This window comes from Roseicyclus mahoneyensis (assembly GCF_003148775.1).
In the GTDB taxonomy this organism is placed as follows: domain Bacteria; phylum Pseudomonadota; class Alphaproteobacteria; order Rhodobacterales; family Rhodobacteraceae; genus Roseicyclus; species Roseicyclus mahoneyensis.
Map to the genome: position 1 here is coordinate 80,782 of NZ_QGGW01000006.1, position 26,994 is coordinate 107,775.

Sequence of the window (26,994 nt, forward strand, 5' to 3'; positions counted from 1 at the left end):
CATAGCGCCACTAGCGGTGCGTCCTTCGCTGCGCCAGCAGGCGGTCCAGCGCCAGTTTGCGCCCATAGGCGGGGCGAGCAGCCTCTTTCGCAAGCTCGAGATCGGCCTGCAGACGCGCCAGATCGGACATCGCGGCGATGTGGCGATGACGCATCCGTTCGGATTGCCGCGCCATCAGGGCGGCTTGCAGCGGATCGGCGGCATCGGTGGCGAGCGTCGCCCGGGTCTGCGCCAACGCGCCGGCCTTGGCGCGCGCGGCGGCCAGACGCGCCTGTGCTACGGCGACCGGTGCCAGCGCACGGTCGGCCACCAGCCCGGCCAAAGCGGCAAGCGCCGCCATCTTGTCGAATGCGCGCGTCATCGGCGGGCGCTCCTTGCCTTGACGCGCATCAGATCGGCAAATCGGATTGCCGCGGCCACCGCGCGGAAATGATCGGGGCGGATCGCCGCACCGATCTCGACCATCGCGTGCAGGCTTCGCGCCGTGGGCGGATCGGAAAAGACCGGAACCCCGGCCTCGGCCGCGATCTCGCGGATGCGGCGGGCGGTTTCATCCACCCCCTTGGCGACACAGACCGGGACGCCGCCCCCTGCCCTGTCCCACCGCAGCGCCACCGCGAAATGGGTCGGGTTCACCACGACGACATCGGCCTTGGGCACATCGGCCAGCATCTGGTTCATCGCGATGGCCTGCGCCCTGCCGCGGCGCTGCTGCTTCATGTGGGGATCGCCTTCAGAGGATTTGGTCTCATCCATCAGTTCCTGCCGGCTCATGCGGTTCTTGCGCTGGTGCTGAGCCCCTTCCCACAGCCGATCGACAGCACCAATGGCCAGCGCAAGCACGGTGATCACGGCGAGGAACTCAAGGGTCATCCGCCCCAGCGCAAGCAGGATCTGCCCCGGATCGGCGTAGAGCGTGGACAGGATCGGATCGGCCCGCGCGATCAGGTAGACCGCCAGCAAGACCGAGACGAGCGCCAGTTTGACCGAAGATTTCGCGAACTGGAACAAACCCTCGGGTCCGAATTTCTGCACGGCGTTCGACATAGGCGAAATGCGCGAGAGCTTCGGCGCAAGGTTCGAGGGCGTGAACAAGACAGCGCGCTGCGCGAGCAAGATCGCGATCAGCAAAACCGCAGGCACAAGAACTGCGGCCGCCGTCGCGGTGACCGGCGTCATCATCAGACCAGCCGCAAGCGCCGGTCCGCCAAAAGCCAGAAGCTCGGGCGCGATGCGGTCGGCCTGACCCAGAAGCACCTGCATCAAGCGCCCGAGACCATCGGCAGCCCAAGGCGCCAGCAGACCCGCCGAGGCGAGAAACCCGCCATAGATGACCGCCGTGTTGAGATCGGTCGACCGGACGATCTGCCCCTTGCGCCGCGCCTCCTCAAGCTTGTGGGGCGTCGCGTCATAGGGCTTGTCCGAGGGGGATTGATCCTCGGACATCAGGGCGGACCAAGGGGATAGGCCAGCGCGGCGCGGAACGCCTCGAACCAGACTGGCAGAAGGAAGGGCGTCGTGATCAGCATCAAGAACAGACCGCCCCAAGTGATCGCAGGCGCGCCCACGAAGGCCACCATGAGCTGCGGCATGGCCTTGTTGATCACGCCGAGCGCCACATTGTAGAGTACCGAGGCGAGCAAGAAGGGCGCGGCGAGCGACAAGGCCAGACCGAAACTTGCGGCGACCCGATCCGTGCCCCAGCCGCCAAGATCATGCGGACGTGGCAAGGTGCCGATGGGCAAGATCGCGTAAGACCGCAAGAAGGCCTCGGCCAGATGCACATGCAGGCCCGCCATCACGGCCAGCGTCATCCCCGCCAGCATCCACAACGCCCCCATCGCCGGTTGCGGATCGGGTGATGCGCCGCCCATGATCTGCGACAGCGACGTGGCCTGCGCCGCGATGCTGCCCGCGATCTGCAGCGCATGGACCGTCAGACGCAGCGCCAGACCGAGGATCAGCCCCGCCACGGCTTCGGTCAGAAAGAACGCCAGCGGCGGCATGGCGTCGGGCATGGGCGGCAGGTCGGGCAAGATGGCCGGGGTGACGATGGTTGCGAAGGCCAGCGCCGCGCACAGCCGGACACGGACCGGGATCATCGCCTCGCCCAGACCGGGCAGGACAAGGAAACAGGCCCCGATCCGAAGGAAAACGGCCATGCTGGCGGCCAGCCAGAGCTGCGCGGCATCCGCAAGGCTTGCCAGCGCGGCCATCATGGCGCCGCCAGCCCGACGAGCGCGGGTCGCGCCTCGATCCCGATCTCTTCGAAGGAGAGGACGGGGTTGGGAATGCCCCGCGCATGCAAGACGGTGCGCAGGAACCGGCGCCGGAGGGCCGTCGTGACGATGCCGGCATAGGTGCCCTTTTCGCTGGCCGCCGCGACCTTGTCGGCCACCGAGCGGGCGAGCGCGTTGAACTCGTCGGGCGGCAGGGCGATCTCGGGCAGGCCCGCGTCGCCGCCGATCTGGTGGCGCAGGAAGATCTCTTCCCAGTCACCCGACAGCTGGATCAGCGGCAGCGTTCCATCCGCGCGCTTCAGCTCGGCGATCAGCTGGAACCCGAGCCGCTGGCGCACATGTTCGCAGATGACCTCGGGCGGGGATTTGGTGCCGCGCATCTCGGCAATCGCCTCGAGTATCAGGGGCAGGTTGCGGATCGACACCTGCTCCTCCAGCAGCAGGCGCAAGATCGTGTGCAGCAGGTCGAGCGGCACCTTGTCGGGCACCAGTTCATCCAGCAGCCGCCGGTTTTCGGCCCCGCGCGCGCTGTCGGACAGGGTGACAAAGGCATCGAGCTGGCGCTGCAACGTCTTGAGCGTCAGAAGACGCGCGAGATTGCGCTTGAGCACCTCCAGCAGATGGGTGGCCAGCACCTCGGACGGGGCGACAACGGTCAGGCCCTGAAGGCTCGCCTCCTCCCGCGTGTCGGGGGCGATCCAGCGGGCCGGGGCGCCATAGACCGGCTCTTTCACATCCTCGCCCGGTGGCAGGGCCTCGGGCCGGTCGCCCGCCAGCGCCAGAAGCCTGCCCGGTTGCAGCGAGGCGCGGGCATGTTCCACGCCCAGAAGGCGGATCGCATAGGTGCCCGCAGGCAGATCCGGGCGGTCGGTCAGCCGCATCTCGGGCAAGATCATGCCAAAGCCCCGCGCGACGTGTTCGCGCATGGTGCGGATGCGCGCGTCGAGGCCGGTCGCCGGATCAAGCGCCAGAGACACCAGATCAGGGGCGAATTCCACGTGGATATCGTCAAGATCCAGCAGGTCGCCGATTTTCGCTTCCGCCGTTGCAGGCGATGGCGGAGGGGTTGCGGCGATATCCCCCTCGGCCTTGAGGGTCCTTTGGCGCAGGACCGCCGCAGCCGCCAGCGCCGCGGCTCCGATGATGAAAGGCACGAAGGGCAGCCCCGGCATCAGCGCGAACAGCGCCATCAGAACCGCCACAGTCGCCAGTGCCGCGGGGTGGCGGCCCAGCTGCGCCACGAGCGCCGTGTCGGTCGACCCGGTGGCCCCGCCCCGCGCCAGCAAGAGCGCCGAGGCGATGGCGATGATCACGGCCGGGATCTGGCTGACGAGGCCGTCGCCGATGGTCAGGATCGCATAGGTCTCGAAGGCAGCGGCAAGCGGCATGTCGTGCATCAAGGTGCCGACCATCAATCCGACCACAAGGTTCAGCAGCGTGATCAAAAGCCCGGCGATGGCATCGCCCTTGACGAATTTCGACGCGCCGTCGAGCGACCCGAAGAACGTGGTTTCGGCCTGTTCCCGTTCGCGCCGCGCCTTGGCTTCGGCATGATCGATGGCGCCCGCCGCCATGTCGCTGTCGATGGCCAACTGCTTGCCCGGCATCCCGTCCAGCGCGAACCGCGCGCCGACCTCGGCCATGCGGGCGGCACCCTTGTTGATGACGATGAAGTTCACGATCAGCAGGACGCAGAAGATCACGAGACCCATGACCACGCTGCCGCCAATGACGAACATGGCAAAGCCCTCGATAACGCCGCCCGCCGCATCTGCGCCGGTATGGCCTTGCCCGATGATCAGCTTGGTCGAGGACACGTTGAGCGAGAGCCGCAGCATCAGCGAAGCCAGCAGGATCGTCGGAAAGGACGAGAAATCGAGCGGCCGCTCGATGAAGAGCGTGACGGTGAAGATCAGGATCGCAAGGCCAAAGGACGCGGCCAGCCCGATGTCGACGATGAAGCTGGGCACGGGCAGGATCATCATGACGATGATCGCCATAAGCGCCAAGGCGAACAGGACCGTGGGCTGGAACAGGGCGCGCGGATTGATCATTCACAACCCCTCCCACAGTGGACGGGCGGGCGTTGTACGCACCGGGCTTGCGACCGCCATAGACCCGGCCCGGCCCGTCGCCAGAAGCGAGGGCCGGGCCATGAAGGATAGAGGCGACGGGCCGATCGGTGCTTCCCGACCCGGCCGCACCATGTCGGTGTCGGTGGAAGGACCAAGCGCCGCGCTGATCTCGCGGTAGCGTGCAAGGTAGCGGGCCGCATGGTCGGGGTTGCGGGAATGAAAGGCACCGGCGGCCGCCGTCCAGTCGCCCAGTTCGGCATGCAGATCACGCAAGAAACGCGCGGCGTAGCGCGCATTTTCCACCGGGTCGAGCATCCGGGACGGATCCGCGAAGGCCGCGCCGTGCCAATGATAGTTGATCTGGAAACAGCCGATGTCGATGTTGCGTCTGCCCCCTGCAATGGCCTGCCGGGCCGCAGCAAGCGCTGATGCCTCGCTGTCATGCCAACGGCCGTCGCCGCCCATGTTCAAGGTCCAGGGCCAAGGCTCGATCGTATCGCCCTGCCCACGACCGGTCTCGACCCGGGTGAGACTGCGCAGGACGGACAGCGGCACGCCGATCTCGCGGGCGGCGCGGTCGGCCGCGGCATCGCACAGATGCGCCTGAGCCGCGGCCGGTTGGCCAAACGCCATGGTCAGACAAAAGACCGCGACCCGGCGCAACATGGTAAGGCCGGGATACCTCATGGGGCTTGCTCGACCGGGGTAGGATAAGGCAGGGCAAGCAGGCTGGTGACCTCTTGGCGGAGCGTGGCGCTGTCCGCGACGCGGGCCGCCAACGCGGGCAGGTCTGGCATCGGCGGCGGCGGGCCGTCGCGCGTGATCATGCGCCGGGCGATCTGGTGATGCGCGCCCGCAGCGATGTCGGCGACACGGGTCCAATCGCCGGTTTCCCATGCGAGGCGGAGCGCATCCTCGGCCGCAGGGGGTGGTGCGGGCCGCGCAGGCAGGATCAACAGACGCTGACCAGCGCGCAGCATCTCCGCCGCCTCGGGCAGACCGGCATCGCGCAGATGGGCCATGGCCCCGACCCGCGCGCGCCCGGCCTCAGATCCGGTAGCCTGCCATGTCGGGCCATGGAGCCGTGCAAGGACAAAGAGGGCTGCGGTATCGCCCGCCGCCAACCGGTCCGCGACCAGCGCGGTCATGGCGTCATCAAGGGCCTGCTGCGGCAGGTCGTGATCTTGGGACAACAGCGTCAGGACGTGGTCGAGCCCGTCCGTTTCCGCATGGGCCAGCAACAGTTCGCGCCAGAGCACCGCGGTCGTGGGGCCGGTTCCGTTTTCCCGCAACAGCGCCTCACCCGCGACCAGCCAGACGGCCGGCGGGGTCACGCCGGTCTCGCGGTTGAAGGCCAGCGCCTGCGCCATGGCCCCTACCGGATCCCCGCCGTCGTCGCGCACCGCCAGCGCCATGGCACCGGGCAAGGCCGGATCATCGGCGCGCACAATCCCGAGGTCGCGGTCCAGCCGGAGCATCACGGCCTCCGGCACCCTGCCACCGCGCAAGAGCATGTCGCGCAGATTTCGCGCGGCCTGCCCCTCGCCATCGGCGTCCAGGCGGCGGGCCATGCGAGGCGCGATCTGGTCGCGCAGACCGGTTGGAAGGGCTGCAGTCGCGCGTTGCAGACGACCGGCGAGGTCTGCCGTCATCTGGTGATCCTCGAGACCGCCATCGAGATAGCGCCAGAGCAATTCCTCGTCGCTGCAGATTACCGGATCGGGCTCGGCCGGAAACCGCGCGCCATCGGCATCGTCGACCAGCGCCGCGATGACCGCGAGCTGGGCAGGGGCATCGTCGATCTGCGCCAGCCAATAGGCCGCCTCGGCGCCGAAGCCGTAGAACAGGTAATGCCGCGCAAGGGCGATCACCGCATCGCGCTGCAACTGGTCGCGGTCATCGTAAAGCGCCAGACGCAAGGCGCCGAGGCCGCGATCCACACCGGCGGTGTCGGACCAGTCCGGCATCGACAGGGCAGCGCCCGTGCAGGTGAGGTTGTTGCGCTGGGGGCCTTGGAGGGCACCGCCTGTCTGCGCCATATCGAACGCCGTCTGCGCCCGCAGCGGAACGCCCGGGCGAGGCTCTTGCGCGGGGGGCGGCATGTCGGGTGCCGTCTCTGCGGGGGCCGGGGCTGGAGCGGCGGACGCGTCGATCGCCGCAGTCAACACGGGATCGGCATCGGTCAACGGCCGACCCGGTGCCGCCTCCAGCAGGCCGGAGGCGGCGGCGCGCGCGAGTTGTTCGGACATGATGCGCGCGGCCTCGGCCATGTCGATGGCGGGGGGCGCTGTCGGCTCGGGGGCGAGCGGCAACGGCGGTGAAAAGGTCGGTCTTGCCGGATGTGCGGCCATCAGGCTGGTCAGGTCGGGCAGGCGTTCCGCCGCTGCTTGCCGCTGGACCGCGTCAAGCGCCCGTGGATCGGGGTCGGACTCGGCCTCCGGCGCGGGATCGGCGGACCGCGCCGGAGAGGCGGCGATGTCGAGCACGAGATAGCGGTTCTGGTAACGACTGGCGCTGATGTCGCAGTCGCAGGCCAGAGACAGCACCAGCCCCTCCTCGGCGGTCAACGCCGACAGTCTGTCACGAGGGATCAGATCGAAGACCCGTCCGATGGCAAACCCTGCGACAGGCGGGTCCAGCGTCAACAGCCGCGTCTCGCCGGTGCCGGTCAGCGACCAGTCACGGTCGGCGCCGATATCCAGCACGAGGCGGGTGAAACCGTCATGCTCGCCCGATTGCACGGCGATCGTCTGCGCCAGCGCGACCGGGGCGTTCAGCGTCAACACGGACAAGGCAAAGGCCAACGCGCGCAAAAATGGCATCATGCGGCGACCGGTGTCTTGAGCCCACGCAACGCCTCTTCGAGGTCGGTGAAGCCGGGGCGGACATGGCCGGGGGTGTTCTGGCGCCCGACCTCGATGCAGATGTTGGTGGCATGGTTGTGCAGGTTGGCCACCAGCACCTCGCGGATCAGCATGTAGAACTGATGATCCTCCTCGACCGCGGCCTTGACCTTGGACGCGAAGGGGCCGACGAACCCATAGGCGAGAAACACGCCCAGAAAGGTGCCAACCAGCGCGCCACCGATCAACCCACCCAGGATCTCGGGCGGTTGATCGATCGAGGCCATGGTCTTGATCACCCCCAGAACGGCGGCGACGATGCCCAGAGCGGGCAGGCCGTCGGCAACCGTCTGCAGCGCATGCGAAGAATGCAGCGCATGGTGCAAGCGCCCTTCGATCCGCTTGTCGAGCACCTCTTCGACCTGATGGGGATCGTCGTAGTTCATCGAGGCCGACCGCAAGGTGTCGCAGATCAGTTCCACGGCATCCTTGTTGGACTGGATCTTGGGGTAGCGGCCAAAGATCTCGGACCCGGCGGGGTTCTCGATATGCTCCTCTACCGCGACGGCGTTCTGACGGGCGAGCCGGATCAGTTCATACAGAAGACACAGAAGGTCACGGTAGTCCGCGGCGGACCAGTGCGGACCCTTGAACACCTTTTTGATGTCCTTGATCGTGTGCTTGATCGTGCCGCCGTCATTGGCGATCAGGAAGGCCCCGGCAGCCGCGCCGAGGATCATCGTCATCTCGTAGGGCAGGGATTTCAGGATGATCCCCATCTTGCCGCCCGCAGCCAGATAGCCGCCGAAGACCATGGCAAAGACGACGACGATTCCGATCATGCCGATCATGTGCAAGATTCTCCTGCTGTGCGCGCCGAGGCTCGGCGAAAAGGCTTAACGTTCGGTGTCCGGCTGGGCGGGGTATGACGGATCGAGCCGCGGGGCCGAGCTGTTGCGCGTCGCAAGCACCACCGACACGGCATAGGCCCGATCGGGCGGCATCTCCGCCATCAGCGCTGCGCTGGCCGCAGGCGTCATGCGGGCCAGAAAGCCGGCCGCGAAACTGGGCGGCATCTGCTCGAACAGGGCCGCGGCGATGTCGGGCTGCATGGTCTCGTAGACCCGGGTCAGTTGGTCGAGATCCGTCTCTGCCGCCCGGTCCGAGGTGGCGATCAGGGACTGCAGGCGCTGCTCCGCCGCCTCAAGCTCAACCAGCCGCTCCTCGACCAGGGTCTGCGCCGCGGCGACGGCCCGCTCGCGGTCGGCCACGGCAAGCTCGCGGTCCTGCAGTGCCACACGCAGCGCCGCGACCTCTGCGAGGGCCAACTGCATCTGTCCCGCGAGTCCGGGACCCGCCCCTGCGGGCGATGCGGCCGACACCGCATCCGCAGTGTCCGGGGCCTGCGCACGGGCGAACTCGAGCGAGCCAATGCGCAGCACGGCCGACACCGCGAAGAGAAGGCCGAGCGCCGTCAGCAAGAAGCGTTGCCGCCATCGTCTGCGCTGGGTCTGGCGGCGGGGATCTTGAGCGGTCATGGCTCAGGCCTGCGCGCGGCGGCGAAACACGGGTTCGGGCGATGGTTGACGGCGGGTGCCGAAGACGATCGGCGCAGCCTCTGGCGGATCGGGCAGCGCGGGGGCGGGCGGATCGACAGGTGGCGGCGCGAAAACCGGGTCGGCGACCGGGGCCGCGCCACCTTGCACCACCAAAGCCTCCTCTGCGAAGTCGTGGCAGGCGGCGATCATCAGTTCCAGCTCGCCCGAGATATCCTGCGCCTGCCGGACAAGGTCGCGCAGGTGATGGCCTGCCCCCTCGGTTCCGGCCTTGGCCTCGGCCAGCGCGGACCGCATCTCGTCGACCTGCGCCGAGAGCACGGCAATCGCCCCGCCGATCCCCTTGTCGAAACTGGTCAGCCGCGACAGGCGGCGCGACAGGATCAGGCAATAGATCGCGGCCCCGGCGGAGGCAGCAATCATCAACAGGTCGGCGACAAGGGAAAGTTGGCTCGACATTCAGTTCACCACGAATTGCGTGACAAGAAGGTCATGGACCCGGCCCGTGCCGGTCACGATCTGGATGCGGCGAAGCATCTGGGCGCGCAGCCGCGCAAGGCTGGCCGGATCGCTGAGTTCCGCCACCGAGATGACGCGGAGATAGCTGTTGAGCACGTCGAGCACGCGCGGCGACAGATGCGCGACCTCGGCCGCATGTGCCGGATCGACCTCAAGCTCGGCGGTGAAGAGCAGGTGGCGGCTGGTTTCCTCGGGCCCGAGCGAGATCACCAGCGTCTCCAACGGCACGAAGCTGACAGCGACGGGCGGCATGGGCGATTCGGTCGGCGCCGTGTCCACCGCGATTTCAGACGGCGGATCAGGGGCGAGGGGCCCGGATGTCACCGCCCAGAACCCGCCCGCGCCACCGGCAATCGCAAGAACAAGTCCCATCAGAAGCGGAATCAAGAGCCCTTTCTTGCGCTTTGGCGCATCTTGGACGGCGCTGTCGTCAGCCATGGGCGTTCTCCGTTTGATCTCACCCCGTTCTAGCGCCACAGCACTAACCGAATCTTAATCGGCCAGCGCCTAAGACCGATCCCGACTGGCCAGAACGGCAGGGGGATGAGGCAGGTGGTGACCACGCTGACCGAGCTTTGGAGGGGCATGGATGGCCGCCGCCGCGGCTTTCTGATCGGGGGGCTTGCCGCGATTGCGGTGATCCTCGTGATCCTGACCCGTCTGGCGACGGCGCCCAGCTATGAGCTGCTCTATGCTGGCCTCGACCCTGCCGCGGCCAGCGATGTCGTGGCCGCCGTCGAGGCGCGCGGTGTGGCCTACCGGGTGCAGGGCGACACGATCCTCGTGGACAGCCGTGAACGGGATGCTCTGCGCATGTCGCTGGCGGGCGAGGGGCTGCCCGCCAATGGCGCGGCCGGGTATGAGTTGCTGGACGGATTATCGGGCTTCGGCACCACCTCGCAGATGTTCGATGCCGCCTATTGGCGCGCGCGGGAGGGAGAGCTTGCGCGCACCATCATCTCGAGCCCGCGCATCCGCGCCGCGCGTGTCCATATCGCCAATCCTGGCGCCGACCCGTTCCAGCCCGCCCGCGACGTGACTGCCTCGGTCGCGCTGCGCCCTGCGGCGGGCGGGCTGGCACCGGGGCATGCGCAGGCGTTGCGCTACCTCGTGGCCTCCTCGGTGCCGGGTCTGCTGCCCGAAAACGTCACGATCCTCGATGCCGACAGCGGGCAGGTTCTGGGCGGTGCGGATAGCATGGCGCCTGCCGCCGATGCCGCCGCGCGCGCCGAAAGCCTGCGGCGCAACATCGAGCGTCTGCTGGCCGCGCGCGTCGGGCCCGGCAATGCCGTGGTTCAGGTCAATGTCGAGCTGGAAACCATGCGCGAAACCATCGTGGAACGCCGCATCGACCCCGACAGCCGCACAGCCATCGCCACCGAGACCGACGAGCGGACCAATACGGCGCGCGATGCCGCGTCGGGCGGCGTGACCGTCGCCTCGAACCTGCCCGAAGGCGATGCCGGGCCGGGGGGCAGCAGCAGCTCGGAAGGGTCCGAGACGCGCGAGCGCGTGACCTTCGACATGTCCGAACTGCAGCGCGAGGTCGCGCGCGAACCCGGCGACATCCGCCGGATTTCGGTTGCGGTCCTGCTCAACGGCGTGCGCACCATCGGCACCGACGGCATCGCCACGGTCGAACCCCGCCCCGAGGCAGAGATCGCGGCGCTGCAAGCGCTGGTGCAATCGGCGATCGGCTATACCGCGGATCGCGGAGACTCGGTCACCATCCAGTCGATGGCCTTCGAAGAGATGGTGCCGGGCGATCTGGTGCTGCCGGGCTTTGCCGACCGGATGAGCCTTGATCTGGGCCGGGTGCTGCAAACGCTGGTGCTCGCCGCCGCCGCGCTGTTCATCGCCTTCGGCCTGCTGCGCCCGATGCTGCGGCGCGAACCGGTCGCGGCCCTCTCCGACCCCATGGCCTTCGCCACCGCCCTGCCCGGTGCCGCGCCGGGCTACGACCGGTCACTGGCGGCACCGGTTCTTGCCGCAGGCCCGGCGCCCCTGCCCTCGCTTGCCGCACCTCTCGGCGCCGTCCCGCAGACCATGGAGCGCGCGGAGACTGCCGCCACCGGCCTGCCCGCGCTTCCCGCCGCCTTGCCTGCCGCGCGCGGGGGCGATCCTGTCGAAAGCCTGCCTGATCCCGTCGACCGCCTGCGCCGCCTGATCGAGGAGCGGGAGGAAGAAACCATCGAGATCCTGCGCAGCTGGATGGAAGAAGACGAAGGGGCCCGCCCATGACCCGCACGCTGTCGCTCGAGGATTTTTCGGCTCTCGGTCCGCCGCCTGTTTCGGCCGGGCAAGCCGCGCCGCCCATCGAGCCGGAGGCCGCCCTTGCCGCTTTCGACGAAGGGTATCGCAATGGCTGGGACGATTGCGCCCGCGCCGAGGTCGAGGCCCATCGCAAGATCGGCGCGGACCTTGCCGCCGGATTGCAAGACATCACCCTGACTTACGCCGAGGCGCGTCAGGATGTGCTGACCTGTCTCGGGCCGCTGTTCGAGGATATGGCCGCGCAACTCCTGCCGCGCCTCGCCGCCGAGGCCGTGGCCCCCGCCGTGGTGGCCGAATTGCGCGCGATTGCCACCACCGCCGCCAGCGGGCGCGCGGTGCTGTTCGCTGCGCCTGCCGCTCTCGCGACGCTGGACCGTCTGATTGCGGGTATGGGCGGTCTCGACCTCGACCTGCGGGCCGAGCCCGCCTTTGCCGACGGGCAGGTCTCGATCCGCTTCGGGTCCGAACGGCGCGACATCGATCTGACCGACGCCGCCGACCGCATGGCCGAGGCGATCCGCAGCTTCGTCGCGCAGGAGGCCGAGATCCCGGCCCCTGCCCCCATCCGGAAAGGAGTGGCCTGATGTCCGACCCGCAATCCCTGCTGCGCGCCGCAGCCCTGCAGGCGGTTCCCATCGAAATCCGCGTCTCGGTCGGGCGCGCCCGGCCGCTCTTGCGCGAGGTGATGGATCTGGCGCCCGAGGCGGTGCTGACGCTCGACAGCCGGATCGACGATCCGGTCGCACTCTATGTCGGCGACCGCATGATCGCAGAGGGCGAGTTGGTGGAACTTGACGGCGACCGGTCCGGGCAACTTGCGGTGCGGATCATCCGGCTTGCAGAGGTGGGCCATGCGGGGGGCTGACGCCGCACTTGGCTTTGGTGTCTTGGTCATCACCATTGCCCTGCCCGGCATGGCCGCGGCGCAGGGCCTGACGATCGACCTTGGCGAAGGCGGGTCGCTGACCGCGCGCACGGTGCAGCTGATCGCGCTGATCACCGTGCTCAGCCTCGCGCCGGGGCTGGCGATCATGATCACCTGCTTTCCCTTCATCGTCACCGTCCTGTCGATCCTCAGGCAGGCCATCGGGCTGCAGCAATCGCCGCCCAACATGCTGATCGTCAGTCTTGCGCTGTTCCTGACCTATTTCGTGATGGCCCCCGTGTTTCAGGAGGCCTACAGCCTGGGCATCGGGCCACTGATCGACGGCAGCTTGCCGCCCGAGGCCGCCCTGCCCGCCGCCTATGGCCCCTTTCGCGGTTTCATGCTGAACCGGGTCGATGTGGACACACTGCAAAGCCTCGCCGGCCTGCGCGGGATCACCGACATCGCCGACCCCGAAGCCTCGATCCTGATCCCCGCCTTCATGCTGAGCGAGGTGGAACGCGCCTTTCAGATCGGCTTCCTGATCTTCTTGCCGTTTCTCATCATCGACCTCGTGGTCGCAGCCATCTTGATGTCGATGGGGATGATGATGGTGCCGCCTGCCATCGTGTCACTGCCGTTCAAGCTGGCCTTCTTCGTGGTCGCGGACGGCTGGGCGCTGGTGACGGGCGCGCTGGTGCGCAGCTATTTCTGAGGGAAAGGACACTGCCCATGACCGAAGCCTCGACCACCCCCGACGCCTCCGCCACGCGCGAGGACAAGTTGCGGGCCATCGCCGCCCTGTTTGGAGAGGCGACGGCGCAGCGGCTTGGCGCGGATCGCACCCTTGCCGCGCCGGGGGCACCCGATGCCGACCGTCTGGCCTGGCAGACGAACCGGCTGATCCGGCACCTGCGCGACCGGACAGGGATCGCGGACACGCCCCGAAATCCAACGCAACCTCAGGCGCGGGCGACGATCCCGCCCCGCCCCGCCGGTCCGCGCGTGCCGGTGCTGGCGGCGGGCGAGGATCTGGCGGCGGAACATCCCGCGGTCATCGCCCATATTCTGCGCCACGAGACTCAAGCGATCCGGGTGTCGGTCCTGCGCGCCTTGCCCGGACAGGTGGCGCGCGCGGTGATGTACAGGTTGCGCATGAGCGAGCAAGGCGCCCGCCCCGGCAGACCCTGACCTGCGGGGGCGGGGTGAGCGCATGTGCCCGATACAGACCGCAACAGTTGCAAGAGCGGTGCAGACCAACTGCGGCGCCAACACCTGTTCACAGATCCGCTAGAGCCGCATAGCCAACGCCCGATACAACGGCGCGTGCCAGTGACGGGGCGCGCGCCCTCGCTCAGCGCACGATGAACTCCGCATGCAGCGCACCCGCCGCCTGAATCGCGTTGAGGATGTCGATCATCTCGCGCGGGGACACGCCCAGCGCGTTCAACGCCGCGACCACGTCCGACAGGCTTGTGCCCTCGCGTACTTCGGCAAGGCCCGTCGTCTCCTCCTCGGCCAGCCCGACCTCGGTGCGCGGCACGATCACCGTTTCGCCTTCGGCAAAGGGGTTGGGTTGCACCGCGATGGGCCGTTCCTCGATCCTGAGGGTCAGGTTGCCCTGGGCTACGGCGACCGTGCTGATGCGCACATCTTCGCCCATAACAATGGTGCCCGAGCGCTGATCGACCACGACGCGCGCGCGCCGTTCGGGCTCGACCCGCAGGTTTTCCACCCGCATCAAGGCATGTGCCGCTGAAGGGGCCCGCGTCGCGTCGATGTCGAGCAGGACCGTGCCCGCATCCAGCATCGCGGCCACCGAGCGGCCGAAATCGGCGTTGATGACCTGCTCGATCCGGGCAGCGGTGGTGAAATCCGGGTTGCGCAGGGCAAGCCGGACGGTTGTGAGATCGGCAAGCTCGAAATCCACCTCGCGCTCGATCCGGGCGCCCGAGGGAACGGTCCCGGCCGTGGGCACGCCCTGCACGATGGTGGCGCCATCTCCCTCCACCGAGGCGCCGCCGGCAATGACCGAGCCTTGGGCGACGGCATAGATCTCGCCATCGGCGGCGGTCAGGGGCGTCATCACCAGCGTGCCGCCGAGCAGGCTGTCGGCATCGCCGATGGCGGAGACGGTGATGTCGATCTGGCTTCCCTGCCGGGCGAAAGGGGGCAATGTCGCCGTCACGATCACAGCCGCTACATTCTGCGGCCGGAACTGTTCGCCGGTCACGTTGACGCCCAGCCGTTCAAGGATGTTGACCATGATCTCTTCGGTGAAAGGGGCGTTGCGCAAGCCGTCGCCGGTGCCGTTCAGACCGACCACAAGACCATAGCCCACCAGATCGTTGCCCCGGACCCCGTCGAATTCGACCAGATCCTTGATGCGGACAGGCGTGGAAAGCGCCGCTTGCGGCAGGAGCATCAGGCCGACGAGCAGCGTCATGGCGATACGGATCATCTGAGATACTCCGACAGGGTCAGGCGCGACAGGCGCGCGGTCAGGATATAGAGTTGTTCCAGCCGGGTCTGGACGGCCTGCAGATCGGTCGCGGCCCGGTAGGGATCGCTGCCGGTCAGGCGCGCCTGCTCGATCTCGATGCTGGCGCGCGCCGCCTCACTGGCCACGCGGGCGTCCTCGATCCGGGCCTGCGATGCACCCAGATCGGAGCGCAGGCGGATCAGCGCATCCTCGCCCCGCTCCAACCGCGCGGCCGCGGCGCTCACCACGGTGCGCCGCTCACTCTCGGCGCCGGGCCCTCGGCCCTCGGCGGCAAGGGCGGCAAGGGCCAGCCCTGCCAGAACCTCGCGCAGGGCTGGATCGCGCGCGGTGATGCCGGTCTGTTCGGCCTGCGCCTCGCCCAGAATTGCGGGCGCGCCGGGCCCGGCACCGCCCTGCCAGGCCAGCGTGTCGAAACCGCCACCGGGGTTCAGGAACCAATCCTCGACCGCGGCGATCAGGTCGGCCCCGGTGGCGGCCGCATCGGCCAAGAGGCGCACTTGAGCGAGCATGGACCCGCCCGAGATCAGCGCCGGCCGATCCGGGGCATCACCCGCGAAAAGGGATTTGCCGGCACTGCTGGTGTTCAGGGCCGCGACTGTCTGCAAGAACCGTTCCGGCGCATCGGCCAGCGAAAGCGCCATGTCCTCCAGGCTGCCCCCCGTCGCAAAGCCAAGGATATGAGGCGCGAAACCGTCGATCTCGGCCTCGATCCGTTCAAGGGCCGCCTGCCGCCCGTTGGCATCGATCCCGGCTTCGGCGATGGATTGCGCGAAAGCGGTCTGCAACCGCAGCGACCGGCCCAGTTCGGCAAGTGTCGAAAAATCGCCCCCCGTGGCGCGCCCCGGATCGGCCTGACGCCCGGTGCTGAGCTCGCCGGTCAGGCGCTGCAACTCCTGCTGAAGGCGGGTTCCATCCTGTCGCAGGCGGTGGAATTGCGCCGCGTCCCCGATCCCGTTCAGGCTCATCGGCCCATCCTTATCAACTGGTCGATCATCTCCTGCGCGGCGGATACGACGCGGGCATTGGCGGCGAACATCTGTTCGATCTGGAGCAGGCGCTGCATCTCGGCATCGGTATCGACCCCTTGGGCCAGCTCCTCCTGCCGCAGGGCGCCAAAGCGTGCGGCGGTATGGGATTGCATCGTTTCGGCCGATTGCCGCGCCATGCCCACACCGGACAGGTGATCGGCCACCAGCCCGGCAAAGCTCCGCGCGGTGGCGGAGAACCCGCCAGAGACGGTCAGGTCGCGCGCGCCCAGAGCGTCGCGTTGGGCCTGCAGGAAGCTCGCATGTCCCACCGGGCCCTCTGTCGAGGCGCCCAGACCGTCGCGCAACCGCCACAGCGCGCCGCCTTCCTCGGGGCGGACGGCGGCGTTGACGCGCAATCGGCTTGCCAGACCGACCTCGTTGGCCGAGTCAGCCACGGCTCCCGCATCGGTGAACAGGCCCGGCTGACCGGGGGCGAGGGTCGGGTCAAGGCCTGCGGCATCGAAGCGTCCGGCCAGATCGCGGGCGACGGCATCGACCGAGGCCTGCGCGCCGACGCCCCAGTCATCGCGCAAGGCGAAAAGCGCCGAGAGGTGCCCGCCGCCCAGCGCCGGTTGAGCGCCCGACATCGCAAGCGCGCGCCCGTTGAGGGCAAGACCGCTCAACGCGCCGCTGTCGCGGGTCATGTCTGCCTCCATCACCGTCACAGGCGTGAAGGACAGCACGGCAGGGCGACCATCGAGCAGCGGCTGGCCATCGGCGCTGAACAGCTGCAGCGCGCCCATCTGGTCACGGCGGCTGTGCAACGGGATCAAGGGCGCGATGTCGTTGACGATCTGCGCCTGCGCATCGAGCAGCGCCGAGACATCGCGGCCGCCACTGGTGTCTTGCCGGATGCGGGTATTCAGCGTCGCCAGCTGATCAAGCGCGCCGTTGATCCGCGCGACAGCGGTGGCGATGCCCCCCTCGGCGCGCAGGCGTTCTGCCTGTATGCCGTCGGAGATGGTGTTGAGCGTTCCGGCCAGCGCTGTGGCGGCATCGACGGCACCGGCCAGCCGCACCTGCGCCTGCGGGTTTGCGGCGGCGGAGGCCAGCGCCGCCTCGAAGCCGGCGCTGCGCGCGGCAAGGCTGCCGGCCATGTCGGGCGTTCCGATCAGCGCCTCGAGCCGAGTCAGGTAGCCGCCTTGAGCGTTGCGAAAGGCCAGTTCCGCCTCGGTCAGGCGGCGCTGGCCGATCAGGACCGCATCCTCGCTCCGGGTCACGCCGGTGACGAAAGCCCCGGCGCCCATGTCGCCGAAGGCCCGGGCAGAGATGTTGAGGCTGCGCACGCCGTAGCCGTCCGTCATCGCATTGGCGATGTTTGACGACACGATGTCGGCGGCCCGAGAAGATACCGTCAGACCGGACAGGGCATTGGAAAGGGCGCTGGAAATGCTCATGGCTCAGGGTCCCGCCGGAGGCGCGGATCAGCGCTTGATGTTGGTGGTTTCTTGCAACATCTCGTCCACGGTCTGGATGATCTTGGCGTTTGAGGAATAGGCCCGCTGGGTCTGGATCAGCTGGGTCAATTCCGCCGCCACGTCGGTCGCCGATTCCTCTCGCGCGTAGCCGACGATCTCGCCGGTCGGGCCATCGCCTGCGTTCCACAAGAAGAACTGACCGCTGTCGGGCGAGATCGAATAGGTCTGGTTGTCACCGGTCGTCAGCCCGTTGAGGTTGGGCACGTCGACCACGGGGATCTGGTAGATCACGCGGGTGATGCCGCTGTCGTAGATGGCATGCAAGAACCCGTTGGCATCCACCTCCACCCGGCTGAGATCGCCCACGGGCGACCCGTTCTTGACCACGGGCGCACGCGCGAAGGTGTCGGAAAGCTGCGTCAGGCCCCCGGCCACGCCGGGCCTGCCGATGCGCAGCTCGAGAGGGCCACCGGCCACGGTCAGGCCGACCGCGCCGGTCGCGGGATCATAGGCGCCGCCGGACACGACCGTGACGGTATCCAGGTTGCCGCCATTGCCGCGCGCATCGTCGAAGGTGACCGTATACTCACCGATCACAGCCCCGCCCGAGGCGCTGTCGCGCACTTCCATCGTCCAGGTGTGGCTCATGCCCGTGGCGGGAACGGTAGGGCTGAAGGTGATCTCAAGGTATTGGGAAGTGCCGAGATTGTCGAAATATTCCGCCGACATCACGAAGGGCTGACCATCCCCCGTGGCATCGGTCGAGGTCGCGGGAAGATTGACCGACAGCTCCATGAAGGTCGTGGGATCGCCCGCGAACTGGTTGGTGTTGATCACCACGGGCTGCAACCCGTCGAACGTATCTCTTGGAAAGTTCGGAATGGTCCCATCGGCATTGGCGGGCCAACCCATCAGCACTTCGCCGGTCTGGGTGCGCAAGATACCTTCGGCATCGGGGCGGAAGGACCCGGTGGTCATCAGCCGCACCGGCAGGTCATTGCCCGGCCCGTTGAGCGCGGCGGCACTGGTCACCGGCAGCATGCCGCGCCCGCCGATGGCAAGATCGGTGGGGTTGTTGGTGGTCACCAGCGTACCGCGCTGGTCGATCATGCGCGAGGTGGAGGCGCGCACACCGCCCGCCGAATAGGTGCCGTCGCTTTGCATGATGACGAGCGAATGGAAATCCGCGACCACGCGCTTGTAGCCGTAGGTGCCGGAATTGGCGATGTTGTCGGCGATGGTGGCAAGGCGGCTGGCATTCACCTGAAGGCCCGCGACCCCGGAATTGAGCGAGGAAGAAATCGTCATCTCATGCGCCTTTCTGCTGCATCAGGATTTGGGGCCAACCATGGGCGGCGCGCGATTAAGACGGTCCTAACAGATCAAATTCGACCGAGTTTCCCTGCGCCCCCTAGATGTCTCCGCGCAGAAGAATGATCTCCAGCCGCTCGTTGCGCAGCGCCATCGGGTTCTCGGTTGCGGGTTCACGATCGGCGTGACCAGTCACGCGGACGATCCGGCGCGGGGGCAGTTCAGCGCGTTCCAGCAGGGCGCGGAACACCTGCGCCCGGTCGGTCGAGGCACGCCAGCGGGTTTCGCTGGCCACCACGATCGGCTCGGCGGCGACATGCCCCTCGATCGCGATGGCATTGATCACGGTGCCGAACAGGCTTGCCATGACGGCGGCCAGATCAGACAGCCAAGGCGCGGGGGTCCCGGTATCGGGGTCGAACAGCGGCAGACCGGGGCGCGAGAAGATCTCGATCACCAGACCTTCGTCGGTCAGGCGGGTTTGCACATGGGCCAGCATGTTCTCCGACATCACGCTGTCGCCGGTCAGGGCCTCGGCCAGGGCGGCAAGCTCGGCACTTTCCTCCTCCCGCGCGGCGGCGTCGTGGTCGGTGCCCGACAGGCCGAGGCTTTCGCGCCCCTCGGTCGGGCGCAGGTTGGTCGCCCCGGTGCCGTTCTGGGCGATGGTGTTTTCAGAAAACGGGCTATCGCCGCCGAAGGCGCCGTCGCCCCCGCCCGAGATGCGGGTGATCGGGATGGTGGGCGAAAAGTAATCGGCTATGCCCTTGCGCTGTTGCTCGGTGGTCGCGTTGAGCAGCCACATCAGCATGAAAAAGGCCATCATCGCCGTGACGAAATCGGCATAGGCCACCTTCCACGCGCCACCGTGATGGCCGCCGCCGGCGATGACCTTCTTGCGCTTTATGATGATCGGGCGTGTCGTGTTCTCGGTCATGGCTGGTCCGCGGGATGTATGGGCAAGCCGTAGCATCCCGAACATGAACAGCCGCCTAACGCGCGCTCAGGGTGTCGCCGGTTGCAGCCGCTGCGCAAGAACCGCGCTGAGAAGCAGCATGACGGCAGCCGTACCCAGACAGGCGGGCAGCCCGCCGATCTGGTAGGACAGTCCCGACATCAACGTGCCCAGCAAGCGCCCGGCGGCGTTGGCCATGTAGTAAAAGCCCACGTCCATCGTGACCCGTTCAGCCTTGGTGAAGGCAAGGATCAGGTAGGAGTGCAGGGCGGAATTGATCGCAAAGACCGCGCCAAAGGCCAGCAGCCCCGCGATCAGCGTTGCGGTCAGCCATGTGGCGGGCGCACCGGCCCACCAGACCAAGATTGCCAGGGCCGCGGGCAAAACGGCCAGCGCGGCGGCCCATGTCCAGGCTTCGCGCACCAGCACCGCCTCGCCCCGCGCTCTGGCCCGCAACAGGCGCGGCGCACTGGCCTGCACGGCGCCGTAAAGGATGATCCAGACCGCCATGAAGGTGCCGATGGTGAAAAAAGCGACGCGGTTGCCCGCGACCGTGCCATCCGACAAGACCGCGTAGAAATAGATCGGGATGCCGACGACGAACCACACGTCGCGCGCTCCGAACAAGAAGACCCGCGCCGCCGACAGCCAGTTCACGTTGGCGGACTTGGAAAAGACCTCGGAAAACTTCGCCCCCTTGCGCCCCGTCGGAAGGCCAGAGGGCATGCGCAGCACGATCACCGCCAAGATCACAGCCAGCACGGCCGCCATCGCAAGAACCGACGGCACGAAACCCGCCAAGGCCAGCATCGCCGCCCCCAACAGGAAGCCCACCCCCTTGACCGCGTTCTTCGAGCCGGTCAGCACGGCCACCCAGCGAAACAGCGACCCGTCGCCCGCGGGCGCCAGCACCTTGACCGCCGATTTCGACGACATCTTGGCCAGGTCCTTGGCCACCCCCGACAGCCCCTGCACGCACATGACGAAGACGACCGAGGCGGTCAGGCCCCAGGCGGGGTCAAGCTGCGCCAGCGCCAGAAGGGCCACGATCTGGATACCAAGCCCGGCATAAAGCGTCGCGGTCAGACCAAAGCGCGCAGCGATCCAACCGGCGCTGAGGTTCGTCACGATGCCCGCGATCTCATACAAGATGAACAGATAGGCCAGTTGCACCGGGGAAAACCCCAGCGTGTGGAAATGCAGCAAAACCAGCATCCGCAGGGCGCCATCGGTCAGCATGAAGGCCCAATAGGCCGCCGTGACCGCTATATAGGCAGCAAAGCCCTCGGGGCGCCCTGCGGTGTCGGTCATGGGGCCGCACCGACCATCAGGGCCACATCGACCAGCCGGTGGGCATAGCCCATCTCGTTGTCATACCAGGCGTAGATCTTCACCTGCGTGCCGTTGACCACCATGGTGGAGGGAGCATCGACGATGCCCGACCGCGTGTCGTTGGTGTAATCGGCGCTGACCAACGGCCGTTCCTCGTAGCCAAGGATGCCCTGCAACGGACCTTCGGCCGCGGCCTTGAACAGCGCGTTCACCTCCTCCGCCGTCGTCGCACGCGCCACCTCGAAAACGCAATCGGTCAGCGAAGCGTTGAGCAGCGGCACCCGCACGGCATGGCCGTTCAGCTTGCCCTTGAGTTCGGGGTAGATCAGCGTGATCGCCGTGGCGCTGCCGGTCGTCGTCGGGATCAGCGAATTCAGCGCCGACCGCGCGCGCCGCAGATCCTTGGCGGGGCGGTCCACGATGGTCTGCGTATTGGTCACATCATGGATCGTCGTGATCGAGCCGTGCTTGATGCCGATCGCCTCGTGGATCACCTTGACCACCGGGGCGAGGCAATTGGTCGTGCAACTGGCCGCCGTGACGATGCGGTGCTGCGCGGGGTCGTAGATGTCATGGTTGACGCCATAGACGATGTTCGCGGCCCCCCCGTCCTTGACCGGGGCGCTGACCACAACGCGCTTCACGCCCGCATCGAAATAGGGTGCGATCTTGGCCGCCGTCTTGAACACGCCTGTGCAGTCGATGACCACGTCGACGCCATCCAGCGGCAGCTTCGCCGGGTCGCGCTCGTTCAGCACCGGCAAGCGTACCCCGTCGATGGTGATGCTGCCCTCGTCGCTGGTGATATCCGCCCGCCAACGCCCGTGCACCGTGTCGAATTCCAACAGATGCGCGTGCATCGCCGCATCCCCAATTGCGTCGTTCACCCATGCGATCTTGGCCCCGCGTTCCAGCAAGGGTCGCAACGCCAGCTTGCCGATCCGGCCCAGCCCGTTCAGCGCATAGGTCGTCATTGCGCCGTTTCCCCCGTGGCGATGCCGTCCAGCGCATGCTGCAGCGAAATACGGTCAAGGGTGTGAAGCGGAAGCGCGGTGAATGCCGCGATGCGGTTGCGCAACATGCCGTAGGCGTGCTGAAAGGCCAGCATCCGCTCTGCTTCGGTGCCTGTCGCCTTGACCGGGTCGGGGGTGCTCCAATGGGCCGACATCGGTTGACCCGGCCAGGGCGGGCAGGCCTCGTTCGCGGCGCGGTCGCAAACTGTGAAGATGAAATCGAACTCAGGCGCATCCTCACCCTGGAACTCGGTCACGTTCTTGGCGCGCAGGCCGGATGTATCGTGGCCCTTGGCACGCAACATCTCGACGGCCATCGGGTTCAGTGCCGACTGCGGGCTGGTCCCGGCCGAGAACACCTCGAACCGGTCGCCCTCGATGTCGCGCAGGATCGTTTCGGCAAAGATCGACCGGGCGGAATTTCCGGTGCAGATGAACAGGACGTGGTAGCGGCGGTCGGGCATGGATCGATCTCCGGTGAGGTCAGGAAAGGCCACGGGCGCACACAGGTCTGCCCGCCCTCGGCAACAATTGCGTAACAGGGTGTCGGTCATGTCCCGCAGGCCGGCCATGTCCGCGGCATAGCGCAGCGACGTGCCTTGGCGGGTGCGGGTGATCAGCCCCGTCTGTACCAGATCGGCCAGATAGGTGCTGAGCGTGTTGGGCTTCAGTCCGAGGATCTCGGCGATCTCTCCGGCAGGCACCTTGTCGGGGTAGCGGCGGATCAAGAGCTGCACGACATCCAACCGGGCGGGATGGCTCAGGGCTGCGAATCGGCAAGTGAGGCTTATTTCCATAATTCTCGAAGTACCGAAATATTTGACCCGCTCAAGTGAAGCTTTTGCGACAGAGCGGCCCACCATCCGCCCGGTTGCTTGCATTCACGGGAAATCCCGACAAAAGGTGTCGGATTGAATGACTGCCCGGAACACACCCCTGCCCATGGCCCAAAAGTACCCTTCCCACCATCCACGCCGCCTGTCCGCGCTGGCATGGCTGGCTGCGGGCCTGTGCCTGTTGCCGATGGCGGCCGTGGCGCTGGCGGCCCTGACCGGCGGCCTCGACACGCTGAGCAGCCTCGCGCAGACGGTGCTGCCCCGCTACGTCGGCACGACCCTTCAGCTGATCGTGATGGTCGGGACGGGCACAGCCATCATCGGCACAGGCGCCGCATGGCTGATCACCGCCACACGGTTCCCCGGCCGGCGGCTGTTCGAGATCGCTCTGGCGCTGCCGCTGGCCTTTCCGGCCTATGTGCTGGCCTATGCCTACACAGATTTCCTGTCGCATCCGGGCTGGGTCCAGACCACGCTGCGCGACCTGACCGGCTGGGGCCCACGCGACTACTGGTTCCCACAGATCCGGTCGTTGGGGGGCGCGGCGCTGATGCTGACGCTGGTGCTGTACCCTTATGTCTACCTGTTGGCTCGGGCGGCCTTCCTGCAGCAATCTGCAACCGCCTATATCGCGGCCCGGACGCTGGGCCAAACCCCCTGGGGTGCGTTCTTCCGTGTGTCGCTGCCGATCGCGCGTCCCGCCATCGCCGGCGGCGTGCTTCTGGCCCTGATGGAAACCCTCGCAGATTTCGGAACGGTCTCGTATTTCAACGTCCAGACCTTCGCCACCGGCATCTACCAAAGCTGGTTTTCCTACTACGACCGCACGGGTGCGGCGCAGCTGGCCCTGTGCCTCCTGGTCGTGGCCCTGACGCTCGCGTGGATCGAACGGGCACAACGGGCGCAGCAACGCCATCACGGCGCGGGCCGCAGGTTCGAGGCCATGCAGCCGATCTCCCTGACGGGGATCAGGGCGTTCGGCGCAATCGTGTTCTGCGCCTTACCCGTCCTTTTGGGCTTCGGATTACCCGCGGGCCTCTTGCTGTCGATGGGGTGGGATTCGGGTCAGCTTCTGTTCACGCCGCGCTATCTCGCGTTCTTGCAGAACTCGTTGACGCTGGCCGCCATCGCGGCCGTCGTGACGGTCAGTGCCGCCGTAATCCTTGGCTTCAACGCCCGGCTGAACCCGACACCGGGGGCGCGGCTGGCGATGCGCATTTCCGCCATCGGCTACGCGGTGCCGGGCGGCGTGATCGCGGTCGGGCTGATGGTCCCCTTTGCGACCTTCGACAACGCGCTCGACGCCTTCATGCGCGAGAGCTTCGGGATCAGCACGGGCCTCTTGCTGACAGGGTCGATCTGGCTGCTGGTGGCGGCCTACATGATCCGCTTCATGGCCGCCGCGCTCTCGGCCTATGACGCAGGGCTGTCGACGATCAACCCCAATATCGACGCCGTTGCCCGCACCTTGGGGCGCACGCCGCGCACCATGCTGCGGGGGGTGCACCTGCCGATCCTGCGGCCATCGCTGATGACGGCCCTGCTGATCGTCTTTGTCGACGTGATGAAGGAATTGCCCGCCACGCTCATCTTGCGGCCCTTCAACTTCGACACGCTGGCGGTGCAGGCCCACCGGCTGGCCGCCGATGAACGGCTGGCCGAGGCGGCGGTTCCCTCGCTGGTGATCGCGGCGGTGGGGCTTTTGCCCGTCATCCTGCTCTGCCGCGGTCTGGGGCGCGAGACGACGACCGAACGCCAATTCGTCCCCGATGTCGACGGTCGCGCCGCCGAATAGAAAACGGGCGCCCTTTGAGGGGCGCCCGCCACGGTCACGCAAGCGCGTGGATCATTCCCAGCCGACCTCGTTGAAGATCGTTTGCGCCAGCGGCTGGTTCTCGCCCAGAACGGCAAGGTTCAGGTCATCGGACCGGAACAAGCCAAGGCTGGCCGGGTTCGGCGCAAGGCCGACGCCAGGTACGGCGGCGTATTCGTTGTTCATGTTGGCAAAAAAGGCCTGCGCCTCTGCGGTGGTCAGGTATTCGAGGAAGGCCACGGCCTCGTCCCGGTTGGGCGCGTTCACCGCCACGCCGGCTGCGGCCACATTCACATGCGTGCCACGGTCGGATTGGTTGGGATGCACCCAACCGATCATGTCGGTCGACCCAGAAAGACCGTCGACGCCACCATCCAGCGCACGCAGGAAATAATAGCTGTTTGCCAGCGCGATGTCGCATTCTCCCGACACGATGGCGCGGATCTGGTCTGTATCGCCGCCGGCCGGATCGCGCGCCATGTTGCCACGCACGGCCGCCGCCCATTCCCGGGCCGCCGCTTCACCATTGGCGTCAATGATCGAGGACATCAGCGACAGGTTGTAGATGTTGCTGCCCGATCGCGCGCAGACCATCCCGGCATATTGCGGATCGGCCAGGTCTTCATAAGTCAACGGCGGGTTCTCGACCGTCTCGCGGTTGTAGAAGATGACGCGCGCGCGCTGCGAGATGCCGAACCAATGGCCATCGGGGTGGCGCAAATGCACGGGGATGCGCGCATTCAGCACGTCCGACTCGACAGGCTGAAGCAGATCGGCCTGATCGGCCAGCCAGATCCGGCCCGCATCGACGGTCAAAAAGATGTCAGCGGGGCTGTTGGCGCCTTCGGCCCGCATGCGGGCGATCAGTTCGTCAGCCTCGCCCTCGATCCGGTTCACGGCGATGCCGGTGGCATCGGTGAAGCCTTGGAACAGGATTTCGTCATTGTCGTAATGACGCGAGGAATAGATGTTGAGCTCTTGGGCCTGCGCCGCGGTCAGCGCCGAGGCAGCGATCGCGGTGCCCAAAAGGGCGGCAAGGGTGCGGTTCATGGAATGTCTCCCTGGATGTCCGGTCGGATACCTGACTGAAACACTCAGCTAGGTCGAGTGCTTTGAAACCTATCCCAAACTCCGAGTCAATATTCCTGACAAAAAAGATCGGAAACCGCGCGCGCTTGTCGCGGCAGTTCGGGCGGTGCAGGGTCGCGCGCCGAAGCGGGAGAGAAGGATACACCATGCGCGCCGGGATCGCGTTTCTTGTCGTTGCCTACATGCTGAGTCAGTTCTACCGCGCCTTTCTGGCAGTGCTCTCACCGGTGCTGGAGGCCGAGATCGGCGCCACGACCGGCGATCTCGCCCGCGCCTCGGGCCTTTGGTTCGCGGCTTTCGCACTGATGCAATTGCCGGTCGGCTGGGCGCTCGACACGCTCGGGCCACGGCGCACGGCCTCGGTCCTGTTCGGGATCGGGGGCGCGGGGGGCGCTGCGGTCTTTGCACTGGCGCAGGGGCCGGGGGCGATCACGGTGGCGATGGTGTTGATCGGCATCGGCTGCGCGCCGATCCTGATGGCAACCTATTTCATCTTTGCCCGCCAGTTCGCGCCAGCCGTCTTCGGCACACTGGCGGGCGTGACGGTGGGGGTCTCGTCGTTGGGCAACATCTTGTCGGCGGCGCCTCTGGCCTTGCTGATCGACACATTCGGCTGGCGCGCGACCGTGGGCAGTTTCGCGGTCCTCACAGCCCTCATTGCGGTGGCCATCGCAGTTCTGGTGCGCGACCCCGCCAAGCCCGAGGGCGAGGCGAACGGGTCGTTGATTGACCTGCTCAAGATGCCTGTCCTGTGGCCGATCCTTGCGATGATGTTCATTTGCTACGCCCCCGCCGCCGGTTTGCGCGGGCTTTGGATCAGCCCCTACATCAGCGACCGGTTCAGCGCGGATCTGGCGCAGATCGGCACTGCGACGCTGGTGATGGGGCTTGCGATGGTGGCGGGCAATTTCCTCTATGGCCCGGCGGATCGCTGGCTGGGCAGCCGCAAGCTGCCCATTCTTGTGGGCAATGCTGCGGTCGCGCTGCTGCTGTTGAGTTTCTGGGTGGTGCCGCCGACGGGCCTCTGGCAGGCCATCGCGCTCTTTGCAGCCATCGGCGTTCTGGGGGCGTCCTACCCCATCGCCATCAGCCACGGGCGCAGCTTTTGCCCGCCGCACCTGACGGGGCGGGGGGTGACGCTGCTCAACCTGTTCGGGATGGGTGGGGCGGGCGTGATGCAATTCGCCACGGCGCCGACCTTTGCCGCGCTGGAACAAACGCGCGCGCCCGCCGAGGCCTATGGCGCGCTGTTCGGACTCATCGGTCTGGCGATCCTCGCCGGGCTGTCCGTCTACCTGTGGTCGAAGGACAGCACCGGCTAGGGTCC

Annotated in this window: 26 protein-coding genes; 7 read left to right on the plus strand and 19 right to left on the minus strand. The window is 67.2% G+C overall.

Annotated elements, in window-relative coordinates; translation table 11 throughout:
• Positions 1-10: 10 nt before the first annotated feature.
• Genes C7455_RS12880 through C7455_RS12925 form a run of 10 tightly spaced genes read right to left on the minus strand, consistent with a single transcriptional unit; the run spans position 11 to position 9,671 of the window.
• Entirely contained in the window at positions 11-361 is a 351-nt protein-coding gene (locus tag C7455_RS12880) for a hypothetical protein (RefSeq protein WP_109668857.1), read from the minus strand.
• Positions 358-1,446 carry an EscU/YscU/HrcU family type III secretion system export apparatus switch protein gene (locus C7455_RS12885; RefSeq protein WP_109668859.1) on the minus strand — a complete coding sequence of 363 codons (1,089 nt, stop codon included), beginning with the start codon at positions 1,444-1,446 and terminating at the stop codon, positions 358-360. Before C7455_RS12885 ends, C7455_RS12880 begins: the two co-directional genes overlap by 4 nt.
• Positions 1,446-2,219: a flagellar biosynthetic protein FliR gene (locus C7455_RS12890; protein ID WP_109668861.1), complete on the minus strand. Its 774-nt coding sequence runs from the start codon at positions 2,217-2,219 to the stop codon at positions 1,446-1,448. Before C7455_RS12890 ends, C7455_RS12885 begins: the two co-directional genes overlap by 1 nt.
• Positions 2,216-4,294, minus strand: a complete 2,079-nt coding sequence (flhA, locus tag C7455_RS12895; protein WP_109668863.1) for a flagellar biosynthesis protein FlhA — start codon at positions 4,292-4,294, stop codon at positions 2,216-2,218. The genes C7455_RS12890 and flhA overlap by 4 nt, the downstream gene beginning before the upstream one ends.
• Positions 4,295-5,002 carry a lysozyme family protein gene (locus C7455_RS12900; protein WP_146199998.1) on the minus strand — a complete coding sequence of 236 codons (708 nt, stop codon included), beginning with the start codon at positions 5,000-5,002 and terminating at the stop codon, positions 4,295-4,297.
• The gene (locus C7455_RS12905; RefSeq protein WP_109668867.1) at positions 4,999-7,140 is read right to left on the minus strand and encodes a hypothetical protein; all 2,142 of its coding nucleotides are present in this window, start codon (positions 7,138-7,140) and stop codon (positions 4,999-5,001) included. Before C7455_RS12905 ends, C7455_RS12900 begins: the two co-directional genes overlap by 4 nt.
• Positions 7,137-8,009: a flagellar motor stator protein MotA gene (motA, locus tag C7455_RS12910; RefSeq protein WP_109669166.1), complete on the minus strand. Its 873-nt coding sequence runs from the start codon at positions 8,007-8,009 to the stop codon at positions 7,137-7,139. The genes C7455_RS12905 and motA overlap by 4 nt, the downstream gene beginning before the upstream one ends.
• 45 nt (positions 8,010-8,054) lie before the next feature.
• On the minus strand, positions 8,055-8,696 hold the full coding sequence (locus C7455_RS12915) for a MotE family protein (protein WP_109668869.1): 642 nt from the start codon (positions 8,694-8,696) through the stop codon (positions 8,055-8,057).
• Between the two features lie 3 nt (positions 8,697-8,699).
• On the minus strand, positions 8,700-9,173 hold the full coding sequence (locus C7455_RS12920) for a DUF6468 domain-containing protein (RefSeq protein WP_109668871.1): 474 nt from the start codon (positions 9,171-9,173) through the stop codon (positions 8,700-8,702).
• The gene (locus tag C7455_RS12925) at positions 9,174-9,671 is read right to left on the minus strand and encodes a flagellar basal body-associated FliL family protein (protein ID WP_109668873.1); all 498 of its coding nucleotides are present in this window, start codon (positions 9,669-9,671) and stop codon (positions 9,174-9,176) included. It abuts the gene before it with no gap.
• A 117-nt stretch (positions 9,672-9,788) separates the two neighbouring features.
• Between C7455_RS12925 and fliF the strand changes: the two genes are divergently transcribed.
• The 5 genes from fliF to C7455_RS12950 are packed head-to-tail and all read left to right on the plus strand — an operon-like array spanning position 9,789 to position 13,563.
• The gene (gene fliF, locus C7455_RS12930) at positions 9,789-11,474 is read left to right on the plus strand and encodes a flagellar basal-body MS-ring/collar protein FliF (RefSeq protein WP_281269414.1); all 1,686 of its coding nucleotides are present in this window, start codon (positions 9,789-9,791) and stop codon (positions 11,472-11,474) included.
• Complete coding sequence (locus tag C7455_RS12935; protein WP_109668877.1) at positions 11,471-12,091, plus strand: hypothetical protein; 621 nt, start codon at positions 11,471-11,473, stop codon at positions 12,089-12,091. The genes fliF and C7455_RS12935 overlap by 4 nt, the downstream gene beginning before the upstream one ends.
• A complete protein-coding gene (locus tag C7455_RS12940) occupies positions 12,091-12,372 on the plus strand; it encodes a FliM/FliN family flagellar motor switch protein (protein WP_109668879.1) in 282 nt (93 codons plus the stop codon). Before C7455_RS12935 ends, C7455_RS12940 begins: the two co-directional genes overlap by 1 nt.
• Entirely contained in the window at positions 12,359-13,087 is a 729-nt protein-coding gene (gene fliP / locus C7455_RS12945) for a flagellar type III secretion system pore protein FliP (protein WP_109668881.1), read from the plus strand. The genes C7455_RS12940 and fliP overlap by 14 nt, the downstream gene beginning before the upstream one ends.
• A gap of 17 nt (positions 13,088-13,104) precedes the next feature.
• Positions 13,105-13,563: a hypothetical protein gene (locus C7455_RS12950; protein WP_109668883.1), complete on the plus strand. Its 459-nt coding sequence runs from the start codon at positions 13,105-13,107 to the stop codon at positions 13,561-13,563.
• Positions 13,564-13,726: 163 nt separating this feature from the next.
• On the opposite strand, the gene C7455_RS12955 is transcribed toward C7455_RS12950, so the two are convergent.
• The 8 genes from C7455_RS12955 to C7455_RS12990 all read right to left on the minus strand — a co-directional run bounded on the left by C7455_RS12955 (position 13,727) and on the right by C7455_RS12990 (position 22,726).
• The gene (locus tag C7455_RS12955; protein WP_109668885.1) at positions 13,727-14,833 is read right to left on the minus strand and encodes a flagellar basal body P-ring protein FlgI; all 1,107 of its coding nucleotides are present in this window, start codon (positions 14,831-14,833) and stop codon (positions 13,727-13,729) included.
• Positions 14,830-15,840, minus strand: coding sequence for a flagellin (locus C7455_RS12960; protein WP_109668886.1), 1,011 nt, complete (start codon positions 15,838-15,840; stop codon positions 14,830-14,832). Before C7455_RS12960 ends, C7455_RS12955 begins: the two co-directional genes overlap by 4 nt.
• Positions 15,837-17,300, minus strand: coding sequence for a flagellar hook-associated protein FlgK (flgK, locus tag C7455_RS12965; RefSeq protein WP_109668888.1), 1,464 nt, complete (start codon positions 17,298-17,300; stop codon positions 15,837-15,839). The genes C7455_RS12960 and flgK overlap by 4 nt, the downstream gene beginning before the upstream one ends.
• Positions 17,301-17,327: 27 nt before the next feature.
• Positions 17,328-18,629, minus strand: coding sequence for a flagellar hook protein FlgE (locus tag C7455_RS12970; protein WP_109668890.1), 1,302 nt, complete (start codon positions 18,627-18,629; stop codon positions 17,328-17,330).
• A gap of 103 nt (positions 18,630-18,732) precedes the next feature.
• Positions 18,733-19,566, minus strand: coding sequence for an OmpA/MotB family protein (locus C7455_RS12975; protein WP_109668892.1), 834 nt, complete (start codon positions 19,564-19,566; stop codon positions 18,733-18,735).
• Positions 19,567-19,632: 66 nt separating this feature from the next.
• Positions 19,633-20,895 (minus strand): organoarsenical effux MFS transporter ArsJ, encoded by a 1,263-nt coding sequence (gene arsJ, locus C7455_RS12980; RefSeq protein ID WP_109668894.1) that lies wholly within the window; start codon positions 20,893-20,895, stop codon positions 19,633-19,635.
• Positions 20,892-21,890, minus strand: coding sequence for an ArsJ-associated glyceraldehyde-3-phosphate dehydrogenase (locus tag C7455_RS12985; protein WP_109668896.1), 999 nt, complete (start codon positions 21,888-21,890; stop codon positions 20,892-20,894). The genes arsJ and C7455_RS12985 overlap by 4 nt, the downstream gene beginning before the upstream one ends.
• Entirely contained in the window at positions 21,887-22,726 is an 840-nt protein-coding gene (locus C7455_RS12990; protein WP_109668898.1) for an arsenate reductase/protein-tyrosine-phosphatase family protein, read from the minus strand. The genes C7455_RS12985 and C7455_RS12990 overlap by 4 nt, the downstream gene beginning before the upstream one ends.
• A 118-nt stretch (positions 22,727-22,844) precedes the next feature.
• On the opposite strand from C7455_RS12990, the gene C7455_RS12995 reads away from it, so the two are divergent.
• Positions 22,845-24,560, plus strand: a complete 1,716-nt coding sequence (locus C7455_RS12995) for an ABC transporter permease (protein ID WP_170119077.1) — start codon at positions 22,845-22,847, stop codon at positions 24,558-24,560.
• 51 nt (positions 24,561-24,611) lie between these two features.
• Here C7455_RS12995 and C7455_RS13000 read toward each other — a convergent pair whose 3' ends face one another.
• Entirely contained in the window at positions 24,612-25,628 is a 1,017-nt protein-coding gene (locus C7455_RS13000; protein WP_109668901.1) for an extracellular solute-binding protein, read from the minus strand.
• A gap of 185 nt (positions 25,629-25,813) precedes the next feature.
• On the opposite strand from C7455_RS13000, the gene C7455_RS13005 reads away from it, so the two are divergent.
• On the plus strand, positions 25,814-26,989 hold the full coding sequence (locus tag C7455_RS13005; RefSeq protein WP_109668903.1) for an MFS transporter: 1,176 nt from the start codon (positions 25,814-25,816) through the stop codon (positions 26,987-26,989).
• Positions 26,990-26,994: the final 5 nt, after the last annotated feature.

Excerpts from the sequence above, each read along its gene's own strand:
- C7455_RS12880 (WP_109668857.1), bottom strand. The coding sequence starts at position 361 with ATGACGCGCGCATTCGACAAGATGGCGGCGCTTGCCGCTTTGGCCGGG.
- C7455_RS12885 (WP_109668859.1), bottom strand. The coding sequence starts at position 1,446 with ATGTCCGAGGATCAATCCCCCTCGGACAAGCCCTATGACGCGACGCCC.
- C7455_RS12890 (WP_109668861.1), bottom strand. The coding sequence starts at position 2,219 with ATGATGGCCGCGCTGGCAAGCCTTGCGGATGCCGCGCAGCTCTGGCTG.
- flhA (WP_109668863.1), bottom strand. The coding sequence starts at position 4,294 with ATGATCAATCCGCGCGCCCTGTTCCAGCCCACGGTCCTGTTCGCCTTG.
- C7455_RS12900 (WP_146199998.1), bottom strand. The coding sequence starts at position 5,002 with ATGAGGTATCCCGGCCTTACCATGTTGCGCCGGGTCGCGGTCTTTTGT.
- C7455_RS12905 (WP_109668867.1), bottom strand. The coding sequence starts at position 7,140 with ATGATGCCATTTTTGCGCGCGTTGGCCTTTGCCTTGTCCGTGTTGACG.
- motA (WP_109669166.1), bottom strand. The coding sequence starts at position 8,009 with ATGATCGGCATGATCGGAATCGTCGTCGTCTTTGCCATGGTCTTCGGC.
- C7455_RS12915 (WP_109668869.1), bottom strand. The coding sequence starts at position 8,696 with ATGACCGCTCAAGATCCCCGCCGCCAGACCCAGCGCAGACGATGGCGG.
- C7455_RS12920 (WP_109668871.1), bottom strand. The coding sequence starts at position 9,173 with ATGTCGAGCCAACTTTCCCTTGTCGCCGACCTGTTGATGATTGCTGCC.
- C7455_RS12925 (WP_109668873.1), bottom strand. The coding sequence starts at position 9,671 with ATGGCTGACGACAGCGCCGTCCAAGATGCGCCAAAGCGCAAGAAAGGG.
- C7455_RS12935 (WP_109668877.1), top strand. The coding sequence starts at position 11,471 with ATGACCCGCACGCTGTCGCTCGAGGATTTTTCGGCTCTCGGTCCGCCG.
- C7455_RS12940 (WP_109668879.1), top strand. The coding sequence starts at position 12,091 with ATGTCCGACCCGCAATCCCTGCTGCGCGCCGCAGCCCTGCAGGCGGTT.
- fliP (WP_109668881.1), top strand. The coding sequence starts at position 12,359 with ATGCGGGGGGCTGACGCCGCACTTGGCTTTGGTGTCTTGGTCATCACC.
- C7455_RS12950 (WP_109668883.1), top strand. The coding sequence starts at position 13,105 with ATGACCGAAGCCTCGACCACCCCCGACGCCTCCGCCACGCGCGAGGAC.
- C7455_RS12955 (WP_109668885.1), bottom strand. The coding sequence starts at position 14,833 with ATGATCCGTATCGCCATGACGCTGCTCGTCGGCCTGATGCTCCTGCCG.
- C7455_RS12960 (WP_109668886.1), bottom strand. The coding sequence starts at position 15,840 with ATGAGCCTGAACGGGATCGGGGACGCGGCGCAATTCCACCGCCTGCGA.
- flgK (WP_109668888.1), bottom strand. The coding sequence starts at position 17,300 with ATGAGCATTTCCAGCGCCCTTTCCAATGCCCTGTCCGGTCTGACGGTA.
- C7455_RS12970 (WP_109668890.1), bottom strand. The coding sequence starts at position 18,629 with ATGACGATTTCTTCCTCGCTCAATTCCGGGGTCGCGGGCCTTCAGGTG.
- C7455_RS12975 (WP_109668892.1), bottom strand. The coding sequence starts at position 19,566 with ATGACCGAGAACACGACACGCCCGATCATCATAAAGCGCAAGAAGGTC.
- arsJ (WP_109668894.1), bottom strand. The coding sequence starts at position 20,895 with ATGACCGACACCGCAGGGCGCCCCGAGGGCTTTGCTGCCTATATAGCG.
- C7455_RS12985 (WP_109668896.1), bottom strand. The coding sequence starts at position 21,890 with ATGACGACCTATGCGCTGAACGGGCTGGGCCGGATCGGCAAGCTGGCG.
- C7455_RS12990 (WP_109668898.1), bottom strand. The coding sequence starts at position 22,726 with ATGGAAATAAGCCTCACTTGCCGATTCGCAGCCCTGAGCCATCCCGCC.
- C7455_RS12995 (WP_170119077.1), top strand. The coding sequence starts at position 22,845 with ATGACTGCCCGGAACACACCCCTGCCCATGGCCCAAAAGTACCCTTCC.
- C7455_RS13000 (WP_109668901.1), bottom strand. The coding sequence starts at position 25,628 with ATGAACCGCACCCTTGCCGCCCTTTTGGGCACCGCGATCGCTGCCTCG.
- C7455_RS13005 (WP_109668903.1), top strand. The coding sequence starts at position 25,814 with ATGCGCGCCGGGATCGCGTTTCTTGTCGTTGCCTACATGCTGAGTCAG.